The 21295-nt window shown below is 74.8% G+C and carries 20 protein-coding genes; 4 read left to right on the forward strand and 16 right to left on the reverse strand.

What is annotated here, in order from left to right; genetic code table 11:
- Positions 1-354 precede the first annotated feature (354 nt).
- From ACI78Z_RS19055 to ACI78Z_RS19065, 3 genes are all read left to right on the forward strand, one after another.
- The gene (locus ACI78Z_RS19055) at positions 355-1281 is read left to right on the forward strand and encodes an alpha/beta hydrolase (protein WP_457038113.1); all 927 of its coding nucleotides are present in this window, start codon (positions 355-357) and stop codon (positions 1279-1281) included.
- Positions 1282-1502: 221 nt separating this feature from the next.
- Positions 1503-3215: a SpoIIE family protein phosphatase gene (locus ACI78Z_RS19060; RefSeq protein ID WP_457038114.1), complete on the forward strand. Its 1713-nt coding sequence runs from the start codon at positions 1503-1505 to the stop codon at positions 3213-3215.
- A gap of 120 nt (positions 3216-3335) precedes the next feature.
- The gene (locus ACI78Z_RS19065; RefSeq protein WP_457038115.1) at positions 3336-3794 is read left to right on the forward strand and encodes an ATP-binding protein; all 459 of its coding nucleotides are present in this window, start codon (positions 3336-3338) and stop codon (positions 3792-3794) included.
- Positions 3795-3935: 141 nt separating this feature from the next.
- Here ACI78Z_RS19065 and ACI78Z_RS19070 read toward each other — a convergent pair whose 3' ends face one another.
- The 6 genes from ACI78Z_RS19070 to ACI78Z_RS19095 are packed head-to-tail and all read right to left on the reverse strand — an operon-like array spanning position 3936 to position 7679.
- Positions 3936-4436: a hypothetical protein gene (locus ACI78Z_RS19070; RefSeq protein WP_457038116.1), complete on the reverse strand. Its 501-nt coding sequence runs from the start codon at positions 4434-4436 to the stop codon at positions 3936-3938.
- Positions 4433-4795 carry a response regulator gene (locus ACI78Z_RS19075; protein ID WP_457038117.1) on the reverse strand — a complete coding sequence of 121 codons (363 nt, stop codon included), beginning with the start codon at positions 4793-4795 and terminating at the stop codon, positions 4433-4435. Before ACI78Z_RS19075 ends, ACI78Z_RS19070 begins: the two co-directional genes overlap by 4 nt.
- A complete protein-coding gene (locus tag ACI78Z_RS19080; protein WP_457038118.1) occupies positions 4792-5328 on the reverse strand; it encodes a chemotaxis protein CheX in 537 nt (178 codons plus the stop codon). Before ACI78Z_RS19080 ends, ACI78Z_RS19075 begins: the two co-directional genes overlap by 4 nt.
- Positions 5325-5708 carry a response regulator gene (locus ACI78Z_RS19085; protein WP_457038119.1) on the reverse strand — a complete coding sequence of 128 codons (384 nt, stop codon included), beginning with the start codon at positions 5706-5708 and terminating at the stop codon, positions 5325-5327. Before ACI78Z_RS19085 ends, ACI78Z_RS19080 begins: the two co-directional genes overlap by 4 nt.
- Before the next feature lies 1 nt (position 5709).
- A complete protein-coding gene (locus tag ACI78Z_RS19090; RefSeq protein ID WP_457038120.1) occupies positions 5710-6534 on the reverse strand; it encodes a CheR family methyltransferase in 825 nt (274 codons plus the stop codon).
- The gene (locus ACI78Z_RS19095) at positions 6531-7679 is read right to left on the reverse strand and encodes a protein-glutamate methylesterase/protein-glutamine glutaminase (protein ID WP_457038121.1); all 1149 of its coding nucleotides are present in this window, start codon (positions 7677-7679) and stop codon (positions 6531-6533) included. Before ACI78Z_RS19095 ends, ACI78Z_RS19090 begins: the two co-directional genes overlap by 4 nt.
- Positions 7680-8044: 365 nt before the next feature.
- Between ACI78Z_RS19095 and ACI78Z_RS19100 the strand changes: the two genes are divergently transcribed.
- On the forward strand, positions 8045-9226 hold the full coding sequence (locus ACI78Z_RS19100) for a glucose-1-phosphate adenylyltransferase family protein (RefSeq protein ID WP_457038122.1): 1182 nt from the start codon (positions 8045-8047) through the stop codon (positions 9224-9226).
- Positions 9227-9306: 80 nt separating this feature from the next.
- On the opposite strand, the gene ACI78Z_RS19105 is transcribed toward ACI78Z_RS19100, so the two are convergent.
- From ACI78Z_RS19105 to ACI78Z_RS19150, 10 genes are all read right to left on the reverse strand, one after another.
- A complete protein-coding gene (locus ACI78Z_RS19105) occupies positions 9307-10179 on the reverse strand; it encodes a hypothetical protein (RefSeq protein ID WP_457038123.1) in 873 nt (290 codons plus the stop codon).
- A 312-nt stretch (positions 10180-10491) separates the two neighbouring features.
- Complete coding sequence (locus ACI78Z_RS19110; protein ID WP_457038124.1) at positions 10492-10935, reverse strand: chemotaxis protein CheW; 444 nt, start codon at positions 10933-10935, stop codon at positions 10492-10494.
- The gene (locus ACI78Z_RS19115) at positions 10932-13286 is read right to left on the reverse strand and encodes a chemotaxis protein CheW (RefSeq protein ID WP_457038125.1); all 2355 of its coding nucleotides are present in this window, start codon (positions 13284-13286) and stop codon (positions 10932-10934) included. Before ACI78Z_RS19115 ends, ACI78Z_RS19110 begins: the two co-directional genes overlap by 4 nt.
- Before the next feature lie 127 nt (positions 13287-13413).
- Positions 13414-15045, reverse strand: coding sequence for a methyl-accepting chemotaxis protein (locus ACI78Z_RS19120; RefSeq protein WP_457038126.1), 1632 nt, complete (start codon positions 15043-15045; stop codon positions 13414-13416).
- A gap of 269 nt (positions 15046-15314) precedes the next feature.
- Positions 15315-16919 (reverse strand): methyl-accepting chemotaxis protein, encoded by a 1605-nt coding sequence (locus tag ACI78Z_RS19125; RefSeq protein ID WP_457038127.1) that lies wholly within the window; start codon positions 16917-16919, stop codon positions 15315-15317.
- A 249-nt stretch (positions 16920-17168) separates the two neighbouring features.
- The gene (gene otsB / locus ACI78Z_RS19130) at positions 17169-17936 is read right to left on the reverse strand and encodes a trehalose-phosphatase (protein WP_457038128.1); all 768 of its coding nucleotides are present in this window, start codon (positions 17934-17936) and stop codon (positions 17169-17171) included.
- A complete protein-coding gene (locus ACI78Z_RS19135) occupies positions 17933-19348 on the reverse strand; it encodes an alpha,alpha-trehalose-phosphate synthase (UDP-forming) (RefSeq protein ID WP_457038129.1) in 1416 nt (471 codons plus the stop codon). Before ACI78Z_RS19135 ends, otsB begins: the two co-directional genes overlap by 4 nt.
- Before the next feature lie 47 nt (positions 19349-19395).
- Positions 19396-19749, reverse strand: a complete 354-nt coding sequence (locus tag ACI78Z_RS19140; RefSeq protein WP_457038130.1) for a fluoride efflux transporter FluC — start codon at positions 19747-19749, stop codon at positions 19396-19398.
- Entirely contained in the window at positions 19746-20123 is a 378-nt protein-coding gene (locus ACI78Z_RS19145) for a fluoride efflux transporter FluC (protein ID WP_457038131.1), read from the reverse strand. The genes ACI78Z_RS19140 and ACI78Z_RS19145 overlap by 4 nt, the downstream gene beginning before the upstream one ends.
- Positions 20124-20163: 40 nt before the next feature.
- Positions 20164-21186, reverse strand: coding sequence for a TerC family protein (locus ACI78Z_RS19150; RefSeq protein ID WP_457038132.1), 1023 nt, complete (start codon positions 21184-21186; stop codon positions 20164-20166).
- Positions 21187-21295 lie beyond the last annotated feature (109 nt).

The raw sequence follows: 21295 nt of genomic DNA on the forward strand, positions 1-21295 counted from the left end.
CACTGCAAACCCCGCCCCCCCCCACCCCCCCCCCCCCGCCACCGGACCCACCCCCCCCCCCCCCCCCCCCCCCCCCCCCCCCCCCCCCCCCCCCCCCCCCCCCCCCCCCGGGGTGGTCCCTCCCTGCGGCCGCGGGGCGGTTCCCGCGAGCACCCGCCCACCGGTCCACCGTGGCGGCGATGGGTGGCCCCGGCCGACAGGTGTCCCCGGGACGCTCGGGCGGTGAGTGCACCTGCACTCACCGCCCGACCCTGTCGGGACCGACCCTCCTCCCGAGCACCTGGACGGGCGACCTCGACGGGAGGAGGCGTGGTCCGGCTGCGGCGGCAACGCCGTCCGGGCAGTCTGGGGACCGTGACCGACCCCGCCCGTGACCCCGAGCTGATCTCCGTCCCGGTGGAGGGCGGTGAGCTCGCCGCGCTGCACTGGCCCGCCGACGCGCCGGGCTCCCCCATCGCCGTCCTGGTGCACGGCATCACCGCCAACGCGATGACCTGGGCGCGGGTGGCCGGCGCACTGGCCGGGGAGTTCGAGGTGGTCGCCCCGGACCTGCGCGGCCGGGCCGCCTCGGCCGTCCTGCCCGGCCCGTACGGGCTGGAGCGGCACGCCGCCGACGTCACCGCCCTCCTCGACTCCCTCGGGGCCGACGGCGACACGGGAGCCGAGGCCACCGTCCTCGTCGGGCACTCGATGGGGGCCTACGTCGCGGCGCTGGCGACCGCGGGGGTGGCCCGCGACCGCGTGCACGGCCTGGTGATGGTCGACGGCGGCCTGTCGTTCCCGACGCCGCCGGGCGCCGACGTCGACGCCATCCTCTCCGCGGTGCTCGGCCCGTCGCTGGCCCGGCTGTCCATGACCTTCCCCGACCTCGCGGCCGTGCGGGCGTTCTGGACGCAGCACCCCGCGGTCGGGCCGTGGGTCGACGTCCCCTCGGTGGCGGCCTACCTGGCGCGCGACCTGGTCGGCGAGCCGCCGGCGCTGCGCAGCGCCTGCGTGCGGGAGGCGGTGCGGGTGGACGGCGGGGACGTGCTGCTCAACGAGCGGGTGCTCGAGGCCACCACCGATCTGCCGGTGCCCGCCACCCTGCTGTGGGCAACCCGCGGGCTGCTCGACCAGATGCCGGGGCTCTACGACGAGGTGCGGTTGGCGCAGCTGGGCCTGGAGCCCAGCGGCATCACCGCCCGCGAGGTGCCCGACACCAACCACTACTCGATCGTGTGGGCCGACCACGGGGTCGAGGCGATCGCCGCCGCCGTCCGGGCGGCTGCCACCCGCAGCTGACAGCCCACGGCACGGGGCAGTCGGGCTCTGCCGCCCGGGCGGCCGCGGCCCGACGCTGGAGCCGTGCGCGGCGCGGGGCACCCCGGGGACGACGATGCCGCCACGCCGCTGCGCCTTGGCAGCACGCCCGCGCACTGCCACGATCCGGGCGCCCTCTCCGCCAGCGGGGCGACGGGGAGGCGGGCTCCGAGGGCGGGGCCGGGGCCAGCCCGCCGGGAGGGGTGAGCAGCGTGGTGACCCCCGGACCGCTGCCGCGGCCACAGCCCGTCCGACCGACCGCCTGCCTCGCCGACGGCGTGCTGGCGACGATGCCCGCCGCGCTGGGCTGCCTGGACCCCGCCGGGCGGGTCGTGCTGCTCAACCCCGAGGGCGAGGACCTGGTCGGCCGCCCCGCCGCCGACGTCCTCGGCCGGCCGGTGGGCGAGGTCTTCTCCGCCGGCGCCGCGGGCGCGGTCACCGCCGCCTGCTGGGAGGCCCGGACCGCAGGCGCGCCGGTCTCCCTCGAGATCCCCGAGCCCGGCGGCGGCGCGGGCTGGTCGGCGCTGCACGCCTGGCCGGTGGCCGACGGCGCGGCCTTCGCCTTCGTCGACGTGACCGCGCGCCGGCTCGCGCAGGACGAGGCCGAGACGGCCCGCCGCGCCGCCGAGACCGCCCGCCGCGCCGCCGAGACCGCCCGCCGCGCCGCCGAGCGGGCCGGCGCCCGGACGGGGCTGCTGGCCGCGGTGACCGGGGAGCTCTCCGGTGCCCTGGACAGCGAGTCGGCGCTCGGCAGCCTGGCGCGGCTGGTAGTGCCCGCGCTCACCGACGGTTGCGTGGTCACCGTCGTCGACCGCGAGGGCCGGGCGCGCGACGTCGGCTCCTGGCACGCCGACCCCGCCCGCCGGCCGGTGCTCGACTCCTACGCCGACGTGCGCCTGGACACGCTCCCGGCGGCCTCCCCCGTCGCCCGCGCGCTGCGGTCGGGCAGCGAGGCGCAGGAGCCGCTGGCCGCCGTCCTCGCGCTGATGCCGCCCGGCCCGGCCCGCGACCTGCTGGCGGCGCTGGGCCCGGGCACCGCCGTCGTCCTGCCGCTGACCGCCGACGGCCGCGCGGTGGGTGTCCTCACCCTCTACCTCGACCCGGGCCGCACGCTCGACGACGACGACCTGCGCACCGCCCGGGAGGTCGCCGCGCAGGCCGGGCGCGCCGTCGACCGGGTGCACCGGCAGAGCCAGACGGCCAAGCTCGCCGAGGGGCTGCAGCGCAGCCTGCTCACCGAGCTGCCGACCATCGCGGGGGCGCAGGTCGCGACCCGCTACGTGCCCGCGGCGGAGGCCGCCCGCGTCGGCGGCGACTGGTACGACGCCTTCCTGCACCCCGGCGGCGACCCGGTCGTGGTGATCGGGGACGTCGCGGGGCACGACACCGCCGCGGCCGCCGAGATGGGGCAACTGCGCGGGCTGCTGCGCGGCATCGCCCACTACAGCGGCGCCGGGCCGGCCGAGGTGCTGCGCGGCCTGGACGCCGCGATGGCCGCGATGCACACCGGCACGCTGGCCACGGCCGCGATCGCGCGGCTCGAGGGCGGCGGGCGGCTGCTGCGCTGGGCCAGCGCCGGGCACCCGCCGCCGCTGGTGGCCGACGCCGACGGCACGGTGACCGTGCTCGCCGACAGCCTCGGCGACCTGCTGCTCGGCGTGGACGCGACGGCGGTGCGGCGGGAGTCGACGGTGCCGCTGCGACCGGGCGCCGTGGTGCTGCTCTACACCGACGGGCTGGTGGAGCGCCGCGACTGCGACGTCGACACGGGGGTGGGCCGGCTGCGCCGCCACCTGGCCGCGCTGGCCGGCCGGCCGCTGGAGTCGCTGGCCGACGAGCTGCTCGCCCGGATGCTGCCCGCCACGCCGGGGGACGACGTCGCGCTGGTGGCCATCTGCGTGCACCCGCGCGGCTGACCGGCGCCGACGAGAGTCCCGTCACTCCGCGGGGCCGGAAACGCCCTCGGCACGGTTGAGCCCGCGCCCGGGTGGGCACCCCGAACTCCGTCGGAGACCGCGACGGACGGGGAGAGGGCAGTGGGTCGACTCGCGTGGCCGTTGCGCCCGCTACCGGACGGCCGGGGTGAGGTGTGGCGCTGGGACCTGCAGGCCGTCGCCGAGCTGCCCGCGGCCCGTGCCGTGCTGCGTGCCCGGCTCGACGGCGTCGGCTTCCCGAGGGACGACGACGACACGGCGGCCGAGCGGCTGATCCTGGCGTTCGACGAGCTGGCGTCCAACGCGCTGCGGCACGGGCTCTCCCCCGTCGTGGCCACGGTGATCGCCGGCAGCGGCGGCTGGCTGCTGGACGTCAGCGACCGCGACCCCGACACGATGCCCAGCCCGGCGGTGGACCGCGATCCCGCGCAGGGCGGTCTGGGGCTCTACCTGGTGGCCCGGCTGTCGGTGGCCCACGGCTGGTACGTCGACGAGGGCTGCAAGCACGTCTGGGCCTGCCTGCCCACGAGCACCGACGACCGCCAGCCCGCCATGCACTGAGGTTCCACGTGCAACACGCGCGACGGCCCCGGGGCGGAGTGCCCCGGGGCCGTCGTGTCGTGCGCCCGGGACGGCGGGGGTGGCGGTCTCCGGCGCCGTCCCGGGGCGTGTGGTGCCTTTCGCGCGCGAAAGGCGATCAGGTCAGGCCCCGGAGGGGATGACCAGGGAGAGCCCGCCCTTGCCGTAGCCGGGGACGTCGATCGCGAGGTCGAGGCGGTTGAAGGCCGCCAGCGAGCCCGCGATGTCACCGGGCAGGTCGTCCCCGGGGGCGTACAGCTCGTACAGCCTGGAGTGCGGGGCACCCGGGACGTTGAACAGCGCCGAGAGCACGTTGACGACCTCGTGCAGCGCCTCGGTGAGCATCGTGGTCAGCTCGCCGTCCTCCTCGACGGCGTCCTGCGCGCCACCGGGGGGCAGCAGCGCGAGCGCGGCGCCGGTGTAGGCCGACGCGCCGAGGTCCATGACGCACAGCGCGTTGACCTTCATGGCCGGGTCGACGTACACGGCCACCGCCACCGGCGACTTCGGCGTCGGGGTGACCGGTGCGCCCGGCGTCACGCCGACGGGCTTGCCGACCAGTCCGCTGAGCATGTCCTTGACGGCCTTGGTGTCCGGCAGGACGACGGTGAGCGGCATGGTCATGCGATCACCCCGTCCAGGTTCTCGCGGAAGGTCTCCTCGGTGAACGGCTTCGCGATCAGGAACAGCGCGCCGGCGTCGGCGGCCTTCTCCCGCATGTCCGCCGACCCCTCCGAGGTGACGAACCCGAACAGCACGGCCGAGCCCGCGGAGCGCAGCGCCTGCAGGCACTCCAGCCCGGACATGTTCGGCATGTTCCAGTCGGACAGGACGAGGTCCGGGTTCTCGGCCCGGACCTTGTCGTAGGCGTCGCGGCCGTCCTCGGCCTCGACGATGTCGTGGTCGTCGTAGCCGGCCTGGCGCAGGGTGCGGATGACGATCTGCCGCATCACGCGGCTGTCGTCGGCGACGAGGATCTTCACAGGGACGCTCCGTTCTGGTGCGGGTTCGCGTGCGGGGGGTGCGGGACGGGCAGGGGCGGGAGGGCGCCCTGCACGGACACGGCCAGGGTCTGGCCGCGCCACAGGACGTCGAGGCGGCAGACGTCGTCCGGGTTGCGGACGGCGGGTGCCTCGCCGACCTCGGGGAGGCCGAGCGTCGACGGGCCGGGGAGGGCGGCCTTGACGTTGCCGCCGACGACGTTGGCGATCTCACCGAACGCGTCGGCGACGTCCTCGTGGTCGAGGAGCTCCGGGGCGGCCTCGCCGAGCAGCGCCCGGGTCAGCTCGGCGGCGGTCTGCCGGCCGGTGGTGAGGACGACGCTGCCGGTCCACGGGCCGACGACGTCGACCCACGCCGACAGCGTGTCGGCCGGCAGGTCGCCGGCGAACGGGACGAGCACCTCGTCCTCGCCGACGAGGGCGATCCAGGCCTCGTGGGCGATCGCCTCGACGGTGGCCGCGTCGATCAGCTCGGGGATGACCTGGCGCCCGGTCGCATCGGGGGCGAGCGTCACAGGGGGACCTCCTCGGGGAGCATGCCGAGCAGCGCCAGCTTGTCGCGGAGCGCGTCGGGGGTGAACGGCTTGATCACGTACTCGTGCGCGCCGGCGGCCAGCGCCCGGACGATCTGGCCCTGCTCGCTCTCCGAGGTCACCATCATCAGCGTGATGCCGCGCCAGGCCGGGTTGGCCCGGACGGCGGAGACGAACTGCAGCCCGTCCATGACCGGCATGTTGCAGTCGACCGTGCACAGGTCGGGCGCGTAGCCCTCCTGCAGCACGTCGAGCGCCTCCTGCCCGTGGCCGGCCTGACGGGTCTCGTAGCCGAAACCCTCCAGCGCCGCGCTCACGATCCGCCGCATGGCGCGGGAGTCGTCGATCACCAAGGCACGCACGTCAGGCCCCCTTCAGCGGGCGGTAGGCGGAGCTGCGGCCGATGACGACCCGCTCCCAGGAGTCGTCGACGCCGAGGGTCGTCTCCGCGGCGCCGAGGAAGAGCCACCCGTCGGGACGCATGAGGGCACGCACCCGGCGGAGGATCGCCTGCTTGGTCGGCAGGTCGAAGTAGATGAGGACGTTGCGCAGGTAGACGACGTCGAACGGGCCCATCCGCGGCAGGGGCGCGGCGAGGTTGCACTCGCCGGCGGTCACCATCCGGCGCAGCGACGGGGAGACCTGCCACTCGCTGCCGGCGCGGGTGAAGTGCCGCACGAGCATCGGCGCGGGCAGCCCCCGGTTGACCTCGAGCTGGCTGAACCTCCCGGCCCGGGTGCGCTCGACCATCTCCCGGGAGAGGTCGGTCGCGGTGATGGCGACGCGGGTGGAGGCGTTGGGCAGCGCGTCCTCGAGCAGCATCGCGATGGTGTACGGCTCCTGCCCGCTGGAGCAGGCCGCCGACCAGATCTGCAGCCGCTCGGCGGGGCCGCGGCCACTCAGCAGCGACGGCAGCACCGTCGAGGTGAGGGCGGTGAACGGGTCGCCGTCCCGGAACCACGAGGTCTCGTTGGTGGTGAGCGCCTCGACGATCCTGCGGGTCGACTCCGGGCTGGGCCGGGTGCGCACCGAGTCCACCAGCTGGCCGACGTCGGGCAGCCCCATGGAGCGGGCGATCGGCAGCAGCCGCGCCTCGACCAGGTACTCCTTGCCCGGGGAGAGCACGATCGCGCTCTCCCGGTGCACCAGCTGGCGGACCCAGTCGAAGCTGGTCGTGGGAAGGGTCACCGTCGTCCTCCGGCGGTGGCAGGGACGGGGGCGGCGCCGGCGCGGGGGCCGGGGAACCGGCGGGTGATCGCCTCGGCGACCCGGTCCAGCGGCAGCACCTCGTCGGCGAAGCCGGCCGTGGCGACCGCGCCGGGCATCCCCCAGACCACCGACGTGGCCTGGTCCTGGACGACGACGGCGCCCCCGCCCTCGCGGATGCGGCCCGCGCCGGTGCGCCCGTCGGCGCCCATGCCGGTCAGCACCACGCCCAGGACGGCGCCGTCGAAGGCCTCGACCGCCGAGCGGAACAGCGGGTCCACGGCCGGCCGGCAGAAGTTCTCGGGAGGGGACTGGTCCAGCGCGGTCTGCAGGCCGCGGGGGGTCTTGCGGATGGTCAGGTGGTGGTCGCCGGGCGCCAGGTGCACCGTGCCGGGGACCAGCGGGGTGCCGTCGACGGCCTCGACGACGCGCAGGGCGCACAGCCGGTCCAGCCGCTGGGCGAACTGCCGGGTGAACACCGGCGGCATGTGCTGCACGAGCAGGATCGGCACGGGCAGGGACGCCGGCAGGACCGGCAGCACCTTCGCCAGGGCCTCGGGGCCGCCGGTGGACGAGCCGATGACCAGGACGGCGGGCTGCTTGACCGGCCCGACGCGGGGCGCCGGCGGGCGGACCGCCGCCGGGGCGGGCGCGGCGGCCCGGGCCGGAGCCGGGGTCGTCGGGCGCCCGGTGAGGGCCTTGATCTTCGGGGTCAGCTGCTGGCGCACGCTCTCCATCGACTGTGCGACGCTGCCGACGTTGGCCGGCTTGGTCACGTAGTCGTTGGCACCGGCGGAGAGGGCGTCGAGGGTCGCCGAGGCGCCCCGCTCGGTGAGCGTGCTGAACATGATGATCGGCACGCGGCTGTGCCCACGTCCCGCCCCGCCACCCCCGGCACCGGCGCGGATGGCGCGGATGGCGCGGACCGCCTCGATGCCGTTCATCTCCGGCATCTCGATGTCCATCGTCACCAGGTCGGGCTTGAGCGCCTCGAGCTTGGCGACGGCGATGCGCCCGTTCACGGCGGTGCCGACGACCTCGATCGCCGGGTCCTCGGAGAGGACGTCGGTGACGATCTTGCGGACGACCACCGAGTCGTCGACGACCAACACCCGGATCGGGTCCATGCGTCCTCCGTCTCCCCGTGCGGGGTGCCGGCCAGGGGCGACCTGGCGTGGTGGGTCGGCACCCGCCCGGAGGCCGGGAACGGGGTCCAGCCGGCGGTCCACCGGAGGTCCGGCGTCCGTCCGCTGTCGGTGCCTGTCACGGGTGTTGTCGGCGGGCCCGACGCACTCCTTGAGCCGATCCCGGGAATCTCCGCATCACATTTCCGGAAACGATCACCGACCATTTCTCGTCCTTTGTCGACACGTCCCCGGAGAACGGCCGGTCAGCGCGTCGAGCGGCGTCTACGGCTCTCTGGCATCTGCGCGAGAGAGCCGTAGAGAGCGCTGTCGAGGGTGAACGGCGTCCCGGCGGGTAGCCGGGGCGCATGCCTCTCCCCCGGGTCCTCGTCCTCGTCCTGGCCGGTGGCGCCGGCGGCCGCCTGGAGCTGCTGACCGGGCAGCGCGCGAAGCCCGCCGTCCCCTTCGCCGGGGTGTACCGGCTGATCGACTTCCCGCTGAGCAACTGCCAGCACTCGCACCTGGCCGACGTCTGGGTGTCGGTGCAGTACCACCCGACGTCGCTGTCGCAGCACCTCGCCAACGGCCGGCCGTGGGACCTCGACCGCACCGACGGCGGCCTGCTGGTGCTGCCGCCGTACCAGGGCACCGAGCGCGCCGGCTGGGTCTCGGGGACGGCGAACTCGCTGTGGCGCTACGCCCCGCTGGTCCGCGACTTCGCCCCCGACGCGCTCGTCGTGGTCAGCGCGGACGCGGTCTACAAGCTGGACTACCGCGAGGTCGCAGACGGCCACCTCGGCTCCGGCGCGGAGGTCACCATGGTCACCACCGAGGTCGCCGCGGACGACGCGTCGCGCTACGGCATCGTCGAGGTCGGCGAGGGCGGGACGGTCAGCGACTACGCCTACAAGCCCGACGAGCCGCGCACGACCACCGCGACCAACGAGGTGTTCGTCTTCTCCCCCGGCCCGACGCTGGACCGGCTGGAGGCCCTGGCCGCCGAGCACGGCGAGGAGGGCCTCGAGGACCTCGGCACCCACCTGCTGCCGGCGCAGACCCGCGACGGCCTGGCCCGCGCGCACCCGTTCGACGGGTACTGGCGCGACGTGGGCACCGTGGAGTCCTACTGGCAGGCCCACCACGAGTTCCGCTCCCCCGAGCCGCCGCTGGACCTCGACGACCCGGCCTGGGCGGTGCACACCCGCGGCGGCCGCCGCAGCGCCGCCCGGGTGCTGCGCGGCGCGGAGGTGGAGGACAGCCTCGTCTCCGGCGGCACCCGCGTGGGCGGGCGGGTGATCGGCTCGGTGCTCTCCCCCGGCGTGGTCGTCGAGGCCGGGGCGACCGTCGTCGACTCGGTGCTGCTGCCCGGCGCCCGGGTGCGGGCCGGCGCCACGGTGACCCGGACGGTGCTCGACGACGGCGTGGTCGTCGGCGAGCGGGCCGCGGTCGGCGGGGACGGCGAGGTCACGCTGGTCGGTCGCCGCGCGGAGGTCGAGGCCGGCACCGAGCTCCCCGCCGGCGCCCGCTTCCCCGACCCCGAGAAGGACTAGGACGGCTGCTCTGCGGGCGGGTTCGACGCTCTGCGGGCGTCATCCCGCCGGCGGAGCGTCGAACTCCCCCGCGACGTGGTTCAGCCGCGCGGGGCGAGCAACACGGCGAGGGCGTCGGCGCCGAGCAGGTCGGCCATGACGATGCCCTGCACGCAGCCGGCGACGGCGTTCCAGGCGCCTGCGGCGGCGGCCGAGGTGTCGAAGCCGGCGTCGAGGAAGGCCCGGACGGCGAGCAGCTGCGCGGTGGCCAGCGTGCGGGTGCGGCCGGAGACGTGCGCGCCCCACGACGCCTCGTGCATCGCGGTCGCCCAGGGACGGCGCCCGGCGCGGGCGTCGTCGACGGCGGCCATCCAGCGGGCCCGGCCGGCGTCGTCCAGCGTGCGCAGGCCGGTCAGCAGCTCGGAGAGCTCGCCGGTGGCCGGGCCGAGGTCGAGCTCCGGGGTGGTGGGCACGCCGGTCGCGGTGGCCAGCAGGAACGGGCCGATCAGCTGCCGGCGGACCAGCGGCGGCAGCACCCCGGCGGCCCAGGAGCCCACGGCGGCGTCGGCGAGGACGTCGGCGGCGGCGTCCCGGACCGGCTCGTCGACCAGCGCCGCGGCGGGGTGCTCGGGGCCGAGGACGTCCTCGCGGAGCACCCGCTCGACGGCGGCGGCGTCCCCGATCGTGCTGCGCTCGAGCTGGGCGACCAGGACGGCGGCCCGGTCGACGCCGTCGGCGGCGGTGCGCAGGTGCGGGACGGCGGCGGCGAGCTCGCGGGCCCTGCGCGCGCGGACGGCGAGGGTGGTGCGCTGCTCGCGGTCGCGGCCCGCCGCAGGGTGCACCGCGGCCAGCTGCTCCAGCGCCGCGGCATCGGCGGCGAGCCCGGCGAGCAGGGCGTCGGCGACGGCGCGGCCGGCCGGCAGGCGGACCAGGTCGAAGCCGAGCGTGGCGGCACTGACCAGCGAGTAGGGCACGGCAGGCCTCCCAGTCGACGTCCCCCGAGGTGAGGTCCGTCCAGACTGATGGTGATCAACACGCCGCGCCACGTGAGCGTCACCCGATGGCCGGACGCCCGACCGGTGGGTCGTCGTGCGCCACTCCCCGCGGTGCCCGGCCGATCACGCTGCGTAGGCAGCGGTGGGCTCCGGAACGCCGCGACCCCCGGCCGGGCGGCCCTCCGGAGAGAGGGGCCGCCCGACCGGGGGTCGGGGGGAGAGCGTGGCCGCCGGGGAAGGTCCGGCCGCGCCCGGGACGTGCGGCGATTTCCGCGGAAACCGCCGGGGCGGCTACGCGCTGACGGCCTTCTGCACGTCCAGCGCCAGCAGCAGCTGCCGGTCGAGCTTGAACGCGCCGCGGATCAGGTCGCGGCCCGCACCGTCGAGCGTGTCCGGCGGCGCCTCGAAGTCCGCCGGGTCGACGTCCACCACGTCGGCGATGGCGTCGACCAGGAGGCTGACCGCCTCGCCGTGCAGCCGGACGACGATGACGACCGCGTCGGTGCCCTCGGGCCGCGGCGGCCGGCCGAGCCGCTCGCGCAGCTCGATCGCGGTCACCACCTGGCCGCGCAGGTTGATCAGCCCGGCGACGGCGGTGGGCGCCAGCGGCACCCGGGTCAGCCCCTGGCTCTTGAGCACCTCCTGCACGTGCGCCACCTCGACGCCGTAGAGGTCGCCGTCGAGCCAGAAGGTGGCCAGCTGGCCGCCGATGGCGGGGGCCGCGGCAGTCGTCACAGGGAGACCTCCAGGAGGGACGCCGGGACGCCGCTCGGCGTTCCGGGAGCGAGGGCGGCGGGGTGCGTCGAGTAGAACGCCGGGTCGGCGGCGAGGATCGCGGCCCGGACATCGAGCAGCTCGGTCACCTTGTCGCCGAGGACGGCGGAGCCCAGCAGACCCATGTCGTCGATGTCGCTGCGGACCGCGGCCTCGCCGTCGACGATGTCGAGGATCTCCTCGACCACGATGGCCACGCTGCGCCCGCGGTCGGAGTAGACGATCACCTCGAGGACCTCGCGGTCGCTCTCGCCGTAGGCACCCAGGTGCCGGTCCAGCCGGACGATCGGCAGGATCGCGCCGCGGTACTGCACGACCTCCCGGTTGCCGACCTTCTCGACCGACTCGGTGCGCACCTGCTCGAGGCGGGTGACGGTGTCCAGCGGGATGGCGACCCGGCGGCCCCCGCCGATGGCGGCCAGCAGCATCCGCTGCCGCTCGGCGTCGGTCGCCGCGGTCTGCAGCGCCGCCTCGCGGGACTCCTGGCGCTCGCTGGTCTCGGTGCGCAGCGCCCGGCGGGCCAGGGCCTGCACGTCGAGGATCAGCGCCACCGTGCCGTCGCCGAGGACGGTCGCGCCCGAGTAGAGACCGATCGCCTTGAGCTGGCCGCCGACGGCCTTGACGACGATCTCCTCGGTGTTGATGACCCGGTCGACGACCAGGCCGAAGCGGCGGCCCTCCGACCGCAGGACGGCGATGACCACGTGCCCGTCGTGCCGGTCGGAGGTGAGCCCGAGGACGTCGGTGAGCCGGACCAGCGGGAGCAGCTCGCCGCGCAGCCGGTAGACCGGCGCACCGCCGACCTCCTCGACGGCGTTGGCGGCCTTCTCGGCGTCGAGCGAGACGAGCTCCTGCAGGCTGATCTGCGGGATGGCGTAGCGGTCGCCGGCGCACTCGACGGTCAGCGCCGGGACGATCGCCAGGGTCAGCGGGATGCGCAGCCGGGTGCAGGTGCCCTTGCCAGCGACCGACTCGACCTCGATGGTGCCGCCGATGGACTCGATGTTGGTCTTGACGACGTCCATGCCGACGCCGCGGCCGGAGACGTTGGTGACCTTCGCGGCGGTGGAGAAGCCGGGCAGGAAGATGAGCTGCAGCACGTCCTGCGGGCTCATCCGGTTGACGGCCTCCTGGGTGAGCAGCCCGCGCTCGACGGCCTTGGCGCCGACCCGGGCGGAGTCGATGCCGGCGCCGTCGTCGGCGACCTCGACGACGACCTGACCGCTCTCGTGCCGCGCCCGCAGGGTGAGCACGCCCTCGGCCGGCTTGCCGACCCGCACGCGAGCGTCGGCGTCCTCGATGCCGTGGTCGACGGAGTTGCGGACCAGGTGGGTCAGCGGGTCCTTGACCGCCTCGAGCAGGGTCTTGTCCAGCTCGGTGTCGCGGCCCTCCATCTCCAGGCGGATGTTCTTCCGCAGCTGCAGACCGAGGTCGCGGACGACGCGCGGCAGCTTCGACCAGATGTGGTCGATCGGCTGCATGCGGGTCTTCATGACGCCCTCCTGCAGCTCGCTGGCGATGAGGTTCAGCCGCTGCGAGGCACGCACCAGGTCGGTGTCGTTGGAGCGCCCGACGTACTGGACGATCTGGTTGCGGGTGAGCACCAGCTCCCCCACCAGCAGCATCAGCTCGTCGAGCAGGTCGACGTCCACGCGGATGGTGCTGTCGGCGACCGCCCGGCGGGCCTGGTTGGTGCCGCTGTCGGCGGCGGGGGCGGCGTCGCCGTCCTGGGTGGCCTCGGGCTCGGGGGCGGCCTCGACGACCGGCGCGGGGCGCGGGGCGGGGACCACCGAGGGCGCCGGCGCCTCGGCCACGGGGGCCGGCACCTCAGCCACGGGCGCGTGCTCGGCGGGCGGCACCGGCGTCTGCACCGCGGGGGCCACGGCGGCCACGGCGGCCTCGGCGACGACCGCGGCCGGCGCGGGGGCGTCCTCCATGGCCGCGCTGATGGCGGCGACGACGGCGGCGACGTCGACCGAGCCCTCGCCGCCGGTGGCCTCGATGGACGCGAGCAGGGCACGGACCGTGTCGACCATCCGCAGCAGCACGCTGGTCCGCTGCGGGTTCAGCTCCAGCTCGCCGTCCCGCAGCCGGGAGAGCATGTTCTCCCCGACGTGGGTGACCTCCTCCAGGCGCTGGAAGGCCAGGAAGCCGCTGGTCCCCTTGATGGTGTGGATCGTGCGGAAGATGCTCGAGAGGCGCTCGCGCGAGTCCGGCTCCTGCTCGAGGGCGACCAGGTCGGTGTCCAGCTGGTCGAGGTTCTCGTGGCTCTCGACCAGGAACTCCTCGACGATGTCGTCCAGACCGTCCACGTTGCTCTTCTCTCTCGTACCGGGAGCGGTGTGCGCGCTCTCGTTGGTGATCGGCGGGGGCGTGCGCAGGTCAAGCCCAACGGGCGACCGGGCCCGCCGGCCGGGGGTCCCGGCCGGCGGGCGGTGCTCAGTAGGTGAAGCGGGCGACGCTGCTGCGCAGGTCGGCGGCCATCCGGGACAGCTCGTCGACCGCGGTGCGGGTCTGGGTCAGCGCCTGCGTCGTGGCCTCAGCCGCATCAGAGACCCCACCGATGTTCGCCGCGATCTGACCCGACCTGCTGGCCGCCTCGGTGACCGACCGGGACATCTCGTTGGTGGTGGCGGTCTGCTCCTCCACCGCGCTGGCGATGGTGGTCTGCCGGTCGGCGATCTGCGCCACGATCGCGCTGATCTCCTCGATCGCGCCGACGGCCGCGCCGGTGTCCTTCTGGATGGCCTCGACCCGGCGGGCGATGTCCTCGGTCGCCTTCGCCGTCTCCTGCGCCAGCTCCTTCACCTCGTTGGCGACGACGGCGAAGCCCTTGCCGGCCTCCCCCGCGCGGGCCGCCTCGATCGTCGCGTTCAGGGCCAGCAGGTTCGTCTGCTCGGCGATGCTCGTGATCACCTTGACCACGTTGCCGATCTCCGCGGAGGACTCGCCCAGCTTCGCCACGGTCGCCGTCGTCGTCTCCGCCGCCGTCACCGCCCGGGCCGCCACATCCGACGCCTCGGCCGCGTTCGACGCGATCTCCCGGATGCTGGCGCCCATCTGCTCCGCACCCGCGGCCACCGTCTGCACGTTGCGGCTGACCTCCTCCGCCGCGCCGGCCACCACGCCGGACTGCGCGGAGGTCTCCTCGGCCGACGCCGAGATCTGCGCGGACGACGCCGACAGCTCCTCCGAGGACGCCGCCACCGCATCCGCCGACGCGGCCACCGAGGACAGCACACCCCGCAGCTCGGCGAGCGCCGCGTCCAGGGCTGCGGCCGTGCGGCCGACCTCGTCGTCCCGGGCCACCCCGGTGGTGCGGGTCAGGTCCCCTGCGGCCAGTGCGCCGGCCACGGACGCCACGGCCTTGAGCGGCCGCACGATGCGCCGTGCCACGGCGAGCGCCAGACCGAAGGCCAGGAGGGCGCCCAGGACGACGACGGCGACCATGGTCCACTGCGTCTGCGCCTGCTGCTCGTCGGCAGCGGCGCCCGCTGCCTGGACCCGGCCCTGCAGGGACTCGCGCAGCTCCGCGGTCAGCTGGAGCACCTGGTAGTACACCTCGTAGCCGTCGCCCAGCACGAGGGCGTCGCCCGCCTCGACGCCGGCCGGCGTGTTCTCGGCGTACCGCAGGACGACCTGGTCGTCCACGGCGAAGTAGGCGTCCCACTGCTGCTCGATCTGCTCGAACGTGGCGTTCTCGGTGTCGGTGAGGACGTCGGTGGGGATGGCCTCGAGCTGGCCGCGCAGCCGGTCGGCGCTGTCGAGGAAGCCGGCGCGGTTGGCGTTGTCGGCCTGGACCGCGGCGGCACCGCCGATGCGGCGGGCGTCCCAGGCGTAGGCGGTCTGCCATCCGGTGACGTCCGCGTTCGACGTCTGGACCTCCTGGACCCCGGTGAGGGCGTCCGTCAGGCGACCGATCTCGTCCAGGGAGTCGCCGGCGCCGCCGAGGCCGCTGAGGGCGAAGCCGCCCACGGCGACCGCGGCCGCCATCCCTGCGGCACCGACGGCCAGGATCGCCCCGCGGACCCCGATGCGGCGGGCGCCCCGTCCGCTCGTGCTGGTGCTCATCCTGCTGTTCCTCCTTCGTGTCGCCGGTGCCGATTCGAGGCCGGTGCGCCCTGTCCGCCGCGGACCGGAGCGCGGTGGTCGGGGGAGAAGTTAGGGAGTTCAGATCCGAGGTGTTGCCGTTCTCACCGCGTGTCCCGGCACGCCCGGAGAAAGGTCGACGACCTCACGCTCCGTTGTCGACAAAGCGTCCGACGCCATTCCGGGGAATGCGGGGACACGACGGAGGGGCGGTGACCGGAAACCGGTCCCCGCCCCTCCGGTCGTGGTGCTCAGTAGGTGAAGCGGGCGACGCTGCTGCGCAGGTCGGCGGCCATCCGGGACAGCTCGTCGACCGCGGTGCGGGTCTGGGTCAGCGCCTGGGTGGTCGACTCCGCCGCGGCCGAGACTCCGGTGATGTTGGCGGCGATCTGACCCGAGCCCTGCGCCGCCTCGGTGACCGACCGGGACATCTCGTTGGTGGTGGCGGTCTGCTCCTCCACCGCCGAGGCGATGGTGGTCTGCCGGTCGGCGATCTGCGCCACGATCGCGCTGATCTCCCCGATCGCGGCCACCGCCGCGCTCGTGTCGCCCTGGATGGACTGCACGCGCCGCGCGATGTCCTCGGTCGCCTTCGCCGTCTCCTGCGCCAGCTCCTTCACCTCGTTGGCGACGACGGCGAAGCCCTTGCCGGCCTCCCCCGCGCGGGCCGCCTCGATGGTGGCGTTGAGCGCCAGCAGGTTCGTCTGCTCGGCGATGCTCGTGATCACCTTCACCACGTTGCCGATCTCCGCGGAGGACTCGCCCAGCTTCGCCACGGTCGCCGTCGTCGTCTCCGCCGCCGTCACCGCCCGGGCCGCCACATCCGACGCCTCCGCGGCGTTCGACGCGATCTCCCGGATGCTGGCGCCCATCTGCTCCGCACCCGCGGCCACCGTCTGCACGTTCCGGCTGACCTCGTCCGCGGCGCTCGCGACGACCCCCGACTGCGCGGAGGTCTCCTCCGCCGACGCCGAGATCTGCGCCGAGGACGCCGACAGCTCCTCCGACGACGCCGCCACCGCATCGGCCGACGAGACGACGCCGGCCAGCACGTCCCTGAGCGAGGACTGCGCCAGGTCCAGGGAGGCCGCCATCTCACCCACCTCGTCGCGGGACCGGACCCCGCTGGCCACGGTCAGGTCCCCGCCGGCCAGCGCGTCGAGCGAGGCCTTGACCCGTGCGACCGGCCGGGTGATCGACCGCATGGTGAGCCAGCTGACGGCGCCGATGCCGGCCACGCCGAGGGCCGCCACCGCGAGCGCGATGGTCTGGGACCGGGCGATCGAGTCGGCGAGCTGCAGCTCGGCCTCCGCGCTCGCCGCGGTCAGGGCGTCCTTGGCCGTGCCCACCGCACCGTCGGTGAGGTCGTTGGCCGCCTGGATCTCCTCCCACCGGACCCGGGCGCCGGCCTGGTCGGCCACCGCGCCCTGGACGAACAGCTCGATCGCGTCCATGTACTCGCGGTAGGTGCTGTCCAGCGCGGCCACCTCCTGCGCGCGCTGCCCGGTGAGCGGGATCTCCGACAGCTCGGCCAGCAGCTCCTCCGGCGTGGCGATGTCGTCGGCGAGCTCGGCGAGCTGGGCCTGCGGGTCCGGCCGGACGATGGCCTTGAAGCCGTCGACCTTGAGCTCGCTGGCGCGGGTGTCCAGCTGCAGCACGAGCGACTGCGCGTGGGTGAGCGTGGCCAGTCGCTCCTGCGCGGCCCGGACACCGGCGTTCCCGTTCAGCATCGTGCCGATCAGCCCGCCGAAGGCGAGGACGACGATCCCGACGAGGATGCCGAACTTCACGGCCAACGGCCGATCGGCGAACCAGCCACCGGAACGTCCGGCGACCGGGGGAGTGGAGAGGGACATGGTCGTTGCTCCTGGGAGGAATGGCCGGGCGGGGGAGCACACACGGCGTCTCGGGGAGCGGAACCGTCGTCGCCGGGCAGCGGTGTGTCCGGCGATCGTCGAGCGTCCGGGGAGTGTCCCCGACCACATCCGCGACGTGTCGCGCGCGGGTGGCCGAGATTTGTCGGTGAGCGCTCCCGCCGTGTCCCCTCGTCGACAGACGCACACCCGCAGGAGCGCGCGAGCGCCGCGACCGGCAGCGCAGGACCGTCAACCCAGGGCGTCGGCCAGGGTGTCCAGCAGGGCGGTGACGGCCGCCGGGTCGGCGACGCGGTACCGCGCCACGGTCTCGCCCTCACCCACCTTGACGGTGAGGTCACCGGGGGAGAGGACGCGGAAGGCGTCCTCGTCGGTGCGGTCGTCGCCGAGGTAGACCGTCGCCGCCGCACCGAGGTCGTCGCGGAGGCGGAGCAGGGCGCTGCCCTTGTCGGCGTCGGTGACGGCGAGCTCGAGGACCTCCTTGCCCGGCTTCTTCGTCAGTGACGGATCCGCGAGCGCATCGGCCTGCTTCAGCAACGCGGCGGCCGCGGAGCGATCGGTCACCTGCCGCACGTGCACCGCCACGCTGGCGGGCTTGACCTCCAGCCGCGCCCCGGGCACCGCGGCGACGAGCGGGGCGAGCCGCTCGGCCAGCGCGTCCCGCCGCGCCGCGAGTTGTCCGGTCAACGGCCCGTCGTACTCCGCACCGTGGCTGCCGATCCAGCGATAGGGCCCCTGGAACCCGCTCACCGCCCGCAGGTCGGCCACGCCCCGGCCGCTCACCAGGGCCACCACCACGCCGTCGTGCGCGGCCAGCCGGGCCAGCACCTGCGCCACCCCGGGCAGCGGGACGGCGGCCGACGGGTCACCCACCAGGGGAGCGAGGACGCCGTCGTAGTCGCTGGCCACCAGCAGCGGCCGCCGCCACGCCAGCGCCGCCACCGCCTCGGCCAGCTCGGCCGGGAGGGCCGCGGGGGAGGGGCGCGGCGCCGTGGTCACGCCTTGGCCTGCAGCGCGTCGAAGAAGGAGGTCGCCCAGTGCTCGAGGTCGTTCTTGGCCAGGTGCCGGCGCATGGCCCGCATCCGCCTCGCCAACTCGGCCGGTTCGGCGCGCAGCGCCCGCACCAGCTGGTTCTTGACCCCGGCGATGTCGTGCGGGTTGACCAGGAAGGCCTGCCTGAGCTCGGCGGCGGCGCCGGCGAACTCCGACAGCACCAGCCCGCCGCCGAGGTCGCTGCGGGCCGCGACGTACTCCTTGGCGACCAGGTTCATGCCGTCGCGGTAGGGGGTGACGAGCATGACGTCGGCGGCCCGGTAGAGCGCGGCGAGCTCCTCGCGGGGCACCGACTGGTTGATGTAGTGCACCGCCGGGCCACCGAGGGTGCCGAAGACGCCGTTGATGTGGCCGACCTGCTGCTCGATCGTCTCCCGCATGTGCACGTAGTGCTCGACGCGCTCGCGGCTGGGCGTGGCGACCTGCACCATCACCGTGCCGGGCGCCTCGATGACGCCGTCCTCCAGCAACTCCTGGAAGGCGTTGAGCCGGACGCCGATGCCCTTGGTGTAGTCCAGCCGGTCCACGCCCAGGATGATCTTGTCCGGGTTGCCGAGCTCGGCCCGGATCTCCTCCGCCCGCTTGACCACCTCCGGGGAGCCGGCCAGCTCCTCGAAGGACTTCACGTCGATGGAGATCGGGAAGGCCCGGGCGGTGACCGTGCGGCCGTCGTACTCGATCGTGGAGCCGCGGGCGGGCAGGTCGTGCAGCCGGCGGGCCAGCTGCACGAAGTTGGCCGCGGCGGCGGGCCGCTGGAACCCGACCAGGTCCGCCCCGAGCAGGCCCTCGACGATCGCCGAGCGCCACGGCAGCTGTGTGAACAGCTCGTAGGGCGGGAACGGGATGTGCAGGAAGAAGCCGATCGTGAGGTCGGGGCGCCGCTGGCGGAGCATCGCCGGCACGAGCTGCAGCTGGTAGTCGTGCACCCACACGATCGCTCCCTCGGCGGCGACCTCGGCGGCCCGCTCGGTGAAGCGCTTGTTGACCTGGACGTAGGTGTCCCACCAGGTCCGGTGGTACTCGGGCTTCTCGATCACGTCGTGGTACAGCGGCCACAGCGAGGCGTTCGACATGCCCTCGTAGTAGCGGTCGACCTCCTCCTCGGAGAGCGGTATCGGGATGAGCGACATCCCACCGGACTCGAAGGGCTCGGGGGCCTCCCCGGCCGCGCCCGACCAGCCCACCCAGGCGCCGCCCTGCCCGGCGACGAACGGCTCCAGGGCGGTCACCAGACCGCCGGGGCTCCGCTGCCAGCGGGTGCTGCCGTCGGGATCGGTGACCTGGTCGACCGGGAGCCGGTTGGCCACCACGACCACCGGGCTGTCCGCCCGCTCGCGTCCTGCTGATGTGTCAGCCATACCGCCCCCGACCCTACTGAGCCGCGGTGCTCACGGCAGCCCCGGCCTCACCCGGAGGCCAGCAGGTACCCCAGCGTCGCGGCGCCCACCCCCAGGACGACGGAGGCGGCCACGTAGGTCAGGCCACGGACGAGCTGTTGCTGCTCGACCATCCGCAGCACGTCGCCGCCGAAGGTCGAGAAGGTGGTGAGCGTGCCGCAGAAACCGGTGCCCACCAGGGCGACGACCGCCGGAGGGGTGGCGGCGGCGCCCAGCAGCAGGCCGAGCAGGGCGCTGCCGGCGACGTTGACGACCAGCGTGCCGCGCGCCGGGTCACCCCCGCCACGCGCGGCCAGCCGGGTGACCAGCAGGCGCAGGGGAGCGCCGACCAGCGCGCCGGCCACCACGAGCAGCGGCGTCACGGGTCGACGGCGGCCTGCACCGCCCGGGCCCCGGCGGCCACGGCGAGCACGCCGCCCAGGACGGAGGCCAGCACGTAGCCCGCGGCGAGCACGGGCGCACCCGCCTCCACCAGCGCGACGGTCTCGACCGCGAACGCCGAGTAGGTGGTGTAACCGCCCAGCACGCCGACGGCCAGGAACGGCCGGGCCCAGGCCGGCTCGTGGGCGCGGGCGGTCAGGACGACGGCCAGCGCGCCGAACAGCAGGCAGCCGGTCAGGTTGACCAGCAGCGTGGCCCAGGGCCAGCCGCCGGGGGAGTGCGGCAGCGCCGTCGCCACGCCCCAGCGGGCCAGCGCCCCCAGGGCGCCGCCCAGCGCCGCGAGCAGGTATGCCACTCGTCCTCCCGTCCTCCCCGGCGGTCCATGGTCGCGGAGGTCAGCGGGCCGGGTCGCGCGGCCGCCGCCAGACCGGCTCGAGCGCCGCCGTCTCCGCCTCGGTCGCCACGCGGAACGGCGGGTCGGCCGGGGCCTGGAGCGCCCGGCGGGCCTGGCCGCGGGTGGCGCGCAGGGACAGCCAGACCGAGACGGCGAGGATCGTGGCGATCACGGCGAGGCTGACCGTCGTGGGGATGTAGTAGACGTCGATCTTGAGCAGCATCTTGACGCCGACCCACATGAGCACCAGCGCCAGGCCGACCTTGAGGTACACGAAGCGGTGGATGAGGTCGGCGAGCAGGAAGTACATGGCCCGCAGGCCCAGGATGGCGAAGGCGTTGGCGGTGAAGACGAGGAACGGCTCCTCGGTGACGGCGAAGATGGCCGGGATGGAGTCGACGGCGAAGACGACGTCGGTGACCTCGACCAGCACCAGCACGGCCAGCAGGGGAGTGGCCAGCAGGACGCCGTCCCTGCGGACCAGGAACCGCTGCCCGTGGTAGGCGTCGGTCATCGGGACGAACCGGCGGAACAGCCGCAACGCCCGCGACCGCGAGGGGTCGATGTGCTCGTCGCGCTGGCGCAGCATCCGGTAGCCGGTCCACAGCAGGAACGCCGCGAACAGGTAGAGCACCCAGCCGAAGCTCGCGATGAGCGCCGAGCCGCCGGCGATGAACAGCCCCCGCAGCACCAGGGCCCCCAGGACGCCGAGGAACAGCACCCGGTGCTGGTACTCGCGGGGCACGGCGAAGAAGGTGAAGACGATGGCCCACACGAAGACGTTGTCCACGGCCAGCGACTTCTCGATGAGGTACCCGGCGAAGTACTGCTGACCGAACTCGGCGCCGTGCGCCCACCACACCCAGGCGCCGAACCCGATGCCGATGAGCACCCACAGCGCCGACCAGCCTGCGGCTTCCCGCACCCCGATGACGTGGGCGCGGCGGTGGGCGAACAGATCAACGGCGAGCATGCCGACGATGAGGCCGAGCACCCACAGCCAGAGAGAGAACGAGACGTCCACGAACAGACCTCCGGTCGTCGAACCGGAGGTCTCTCCCGGCGCCGTCCGGACGCCCGCTCCACCGGACCCACCCGTCGGGGCCGTAGTGACGGCAGGAGCGCTGCGGGAT

Source organism: Geodermatophilus sp. SYSU D01176 (genome assembly GCF_054050015.1).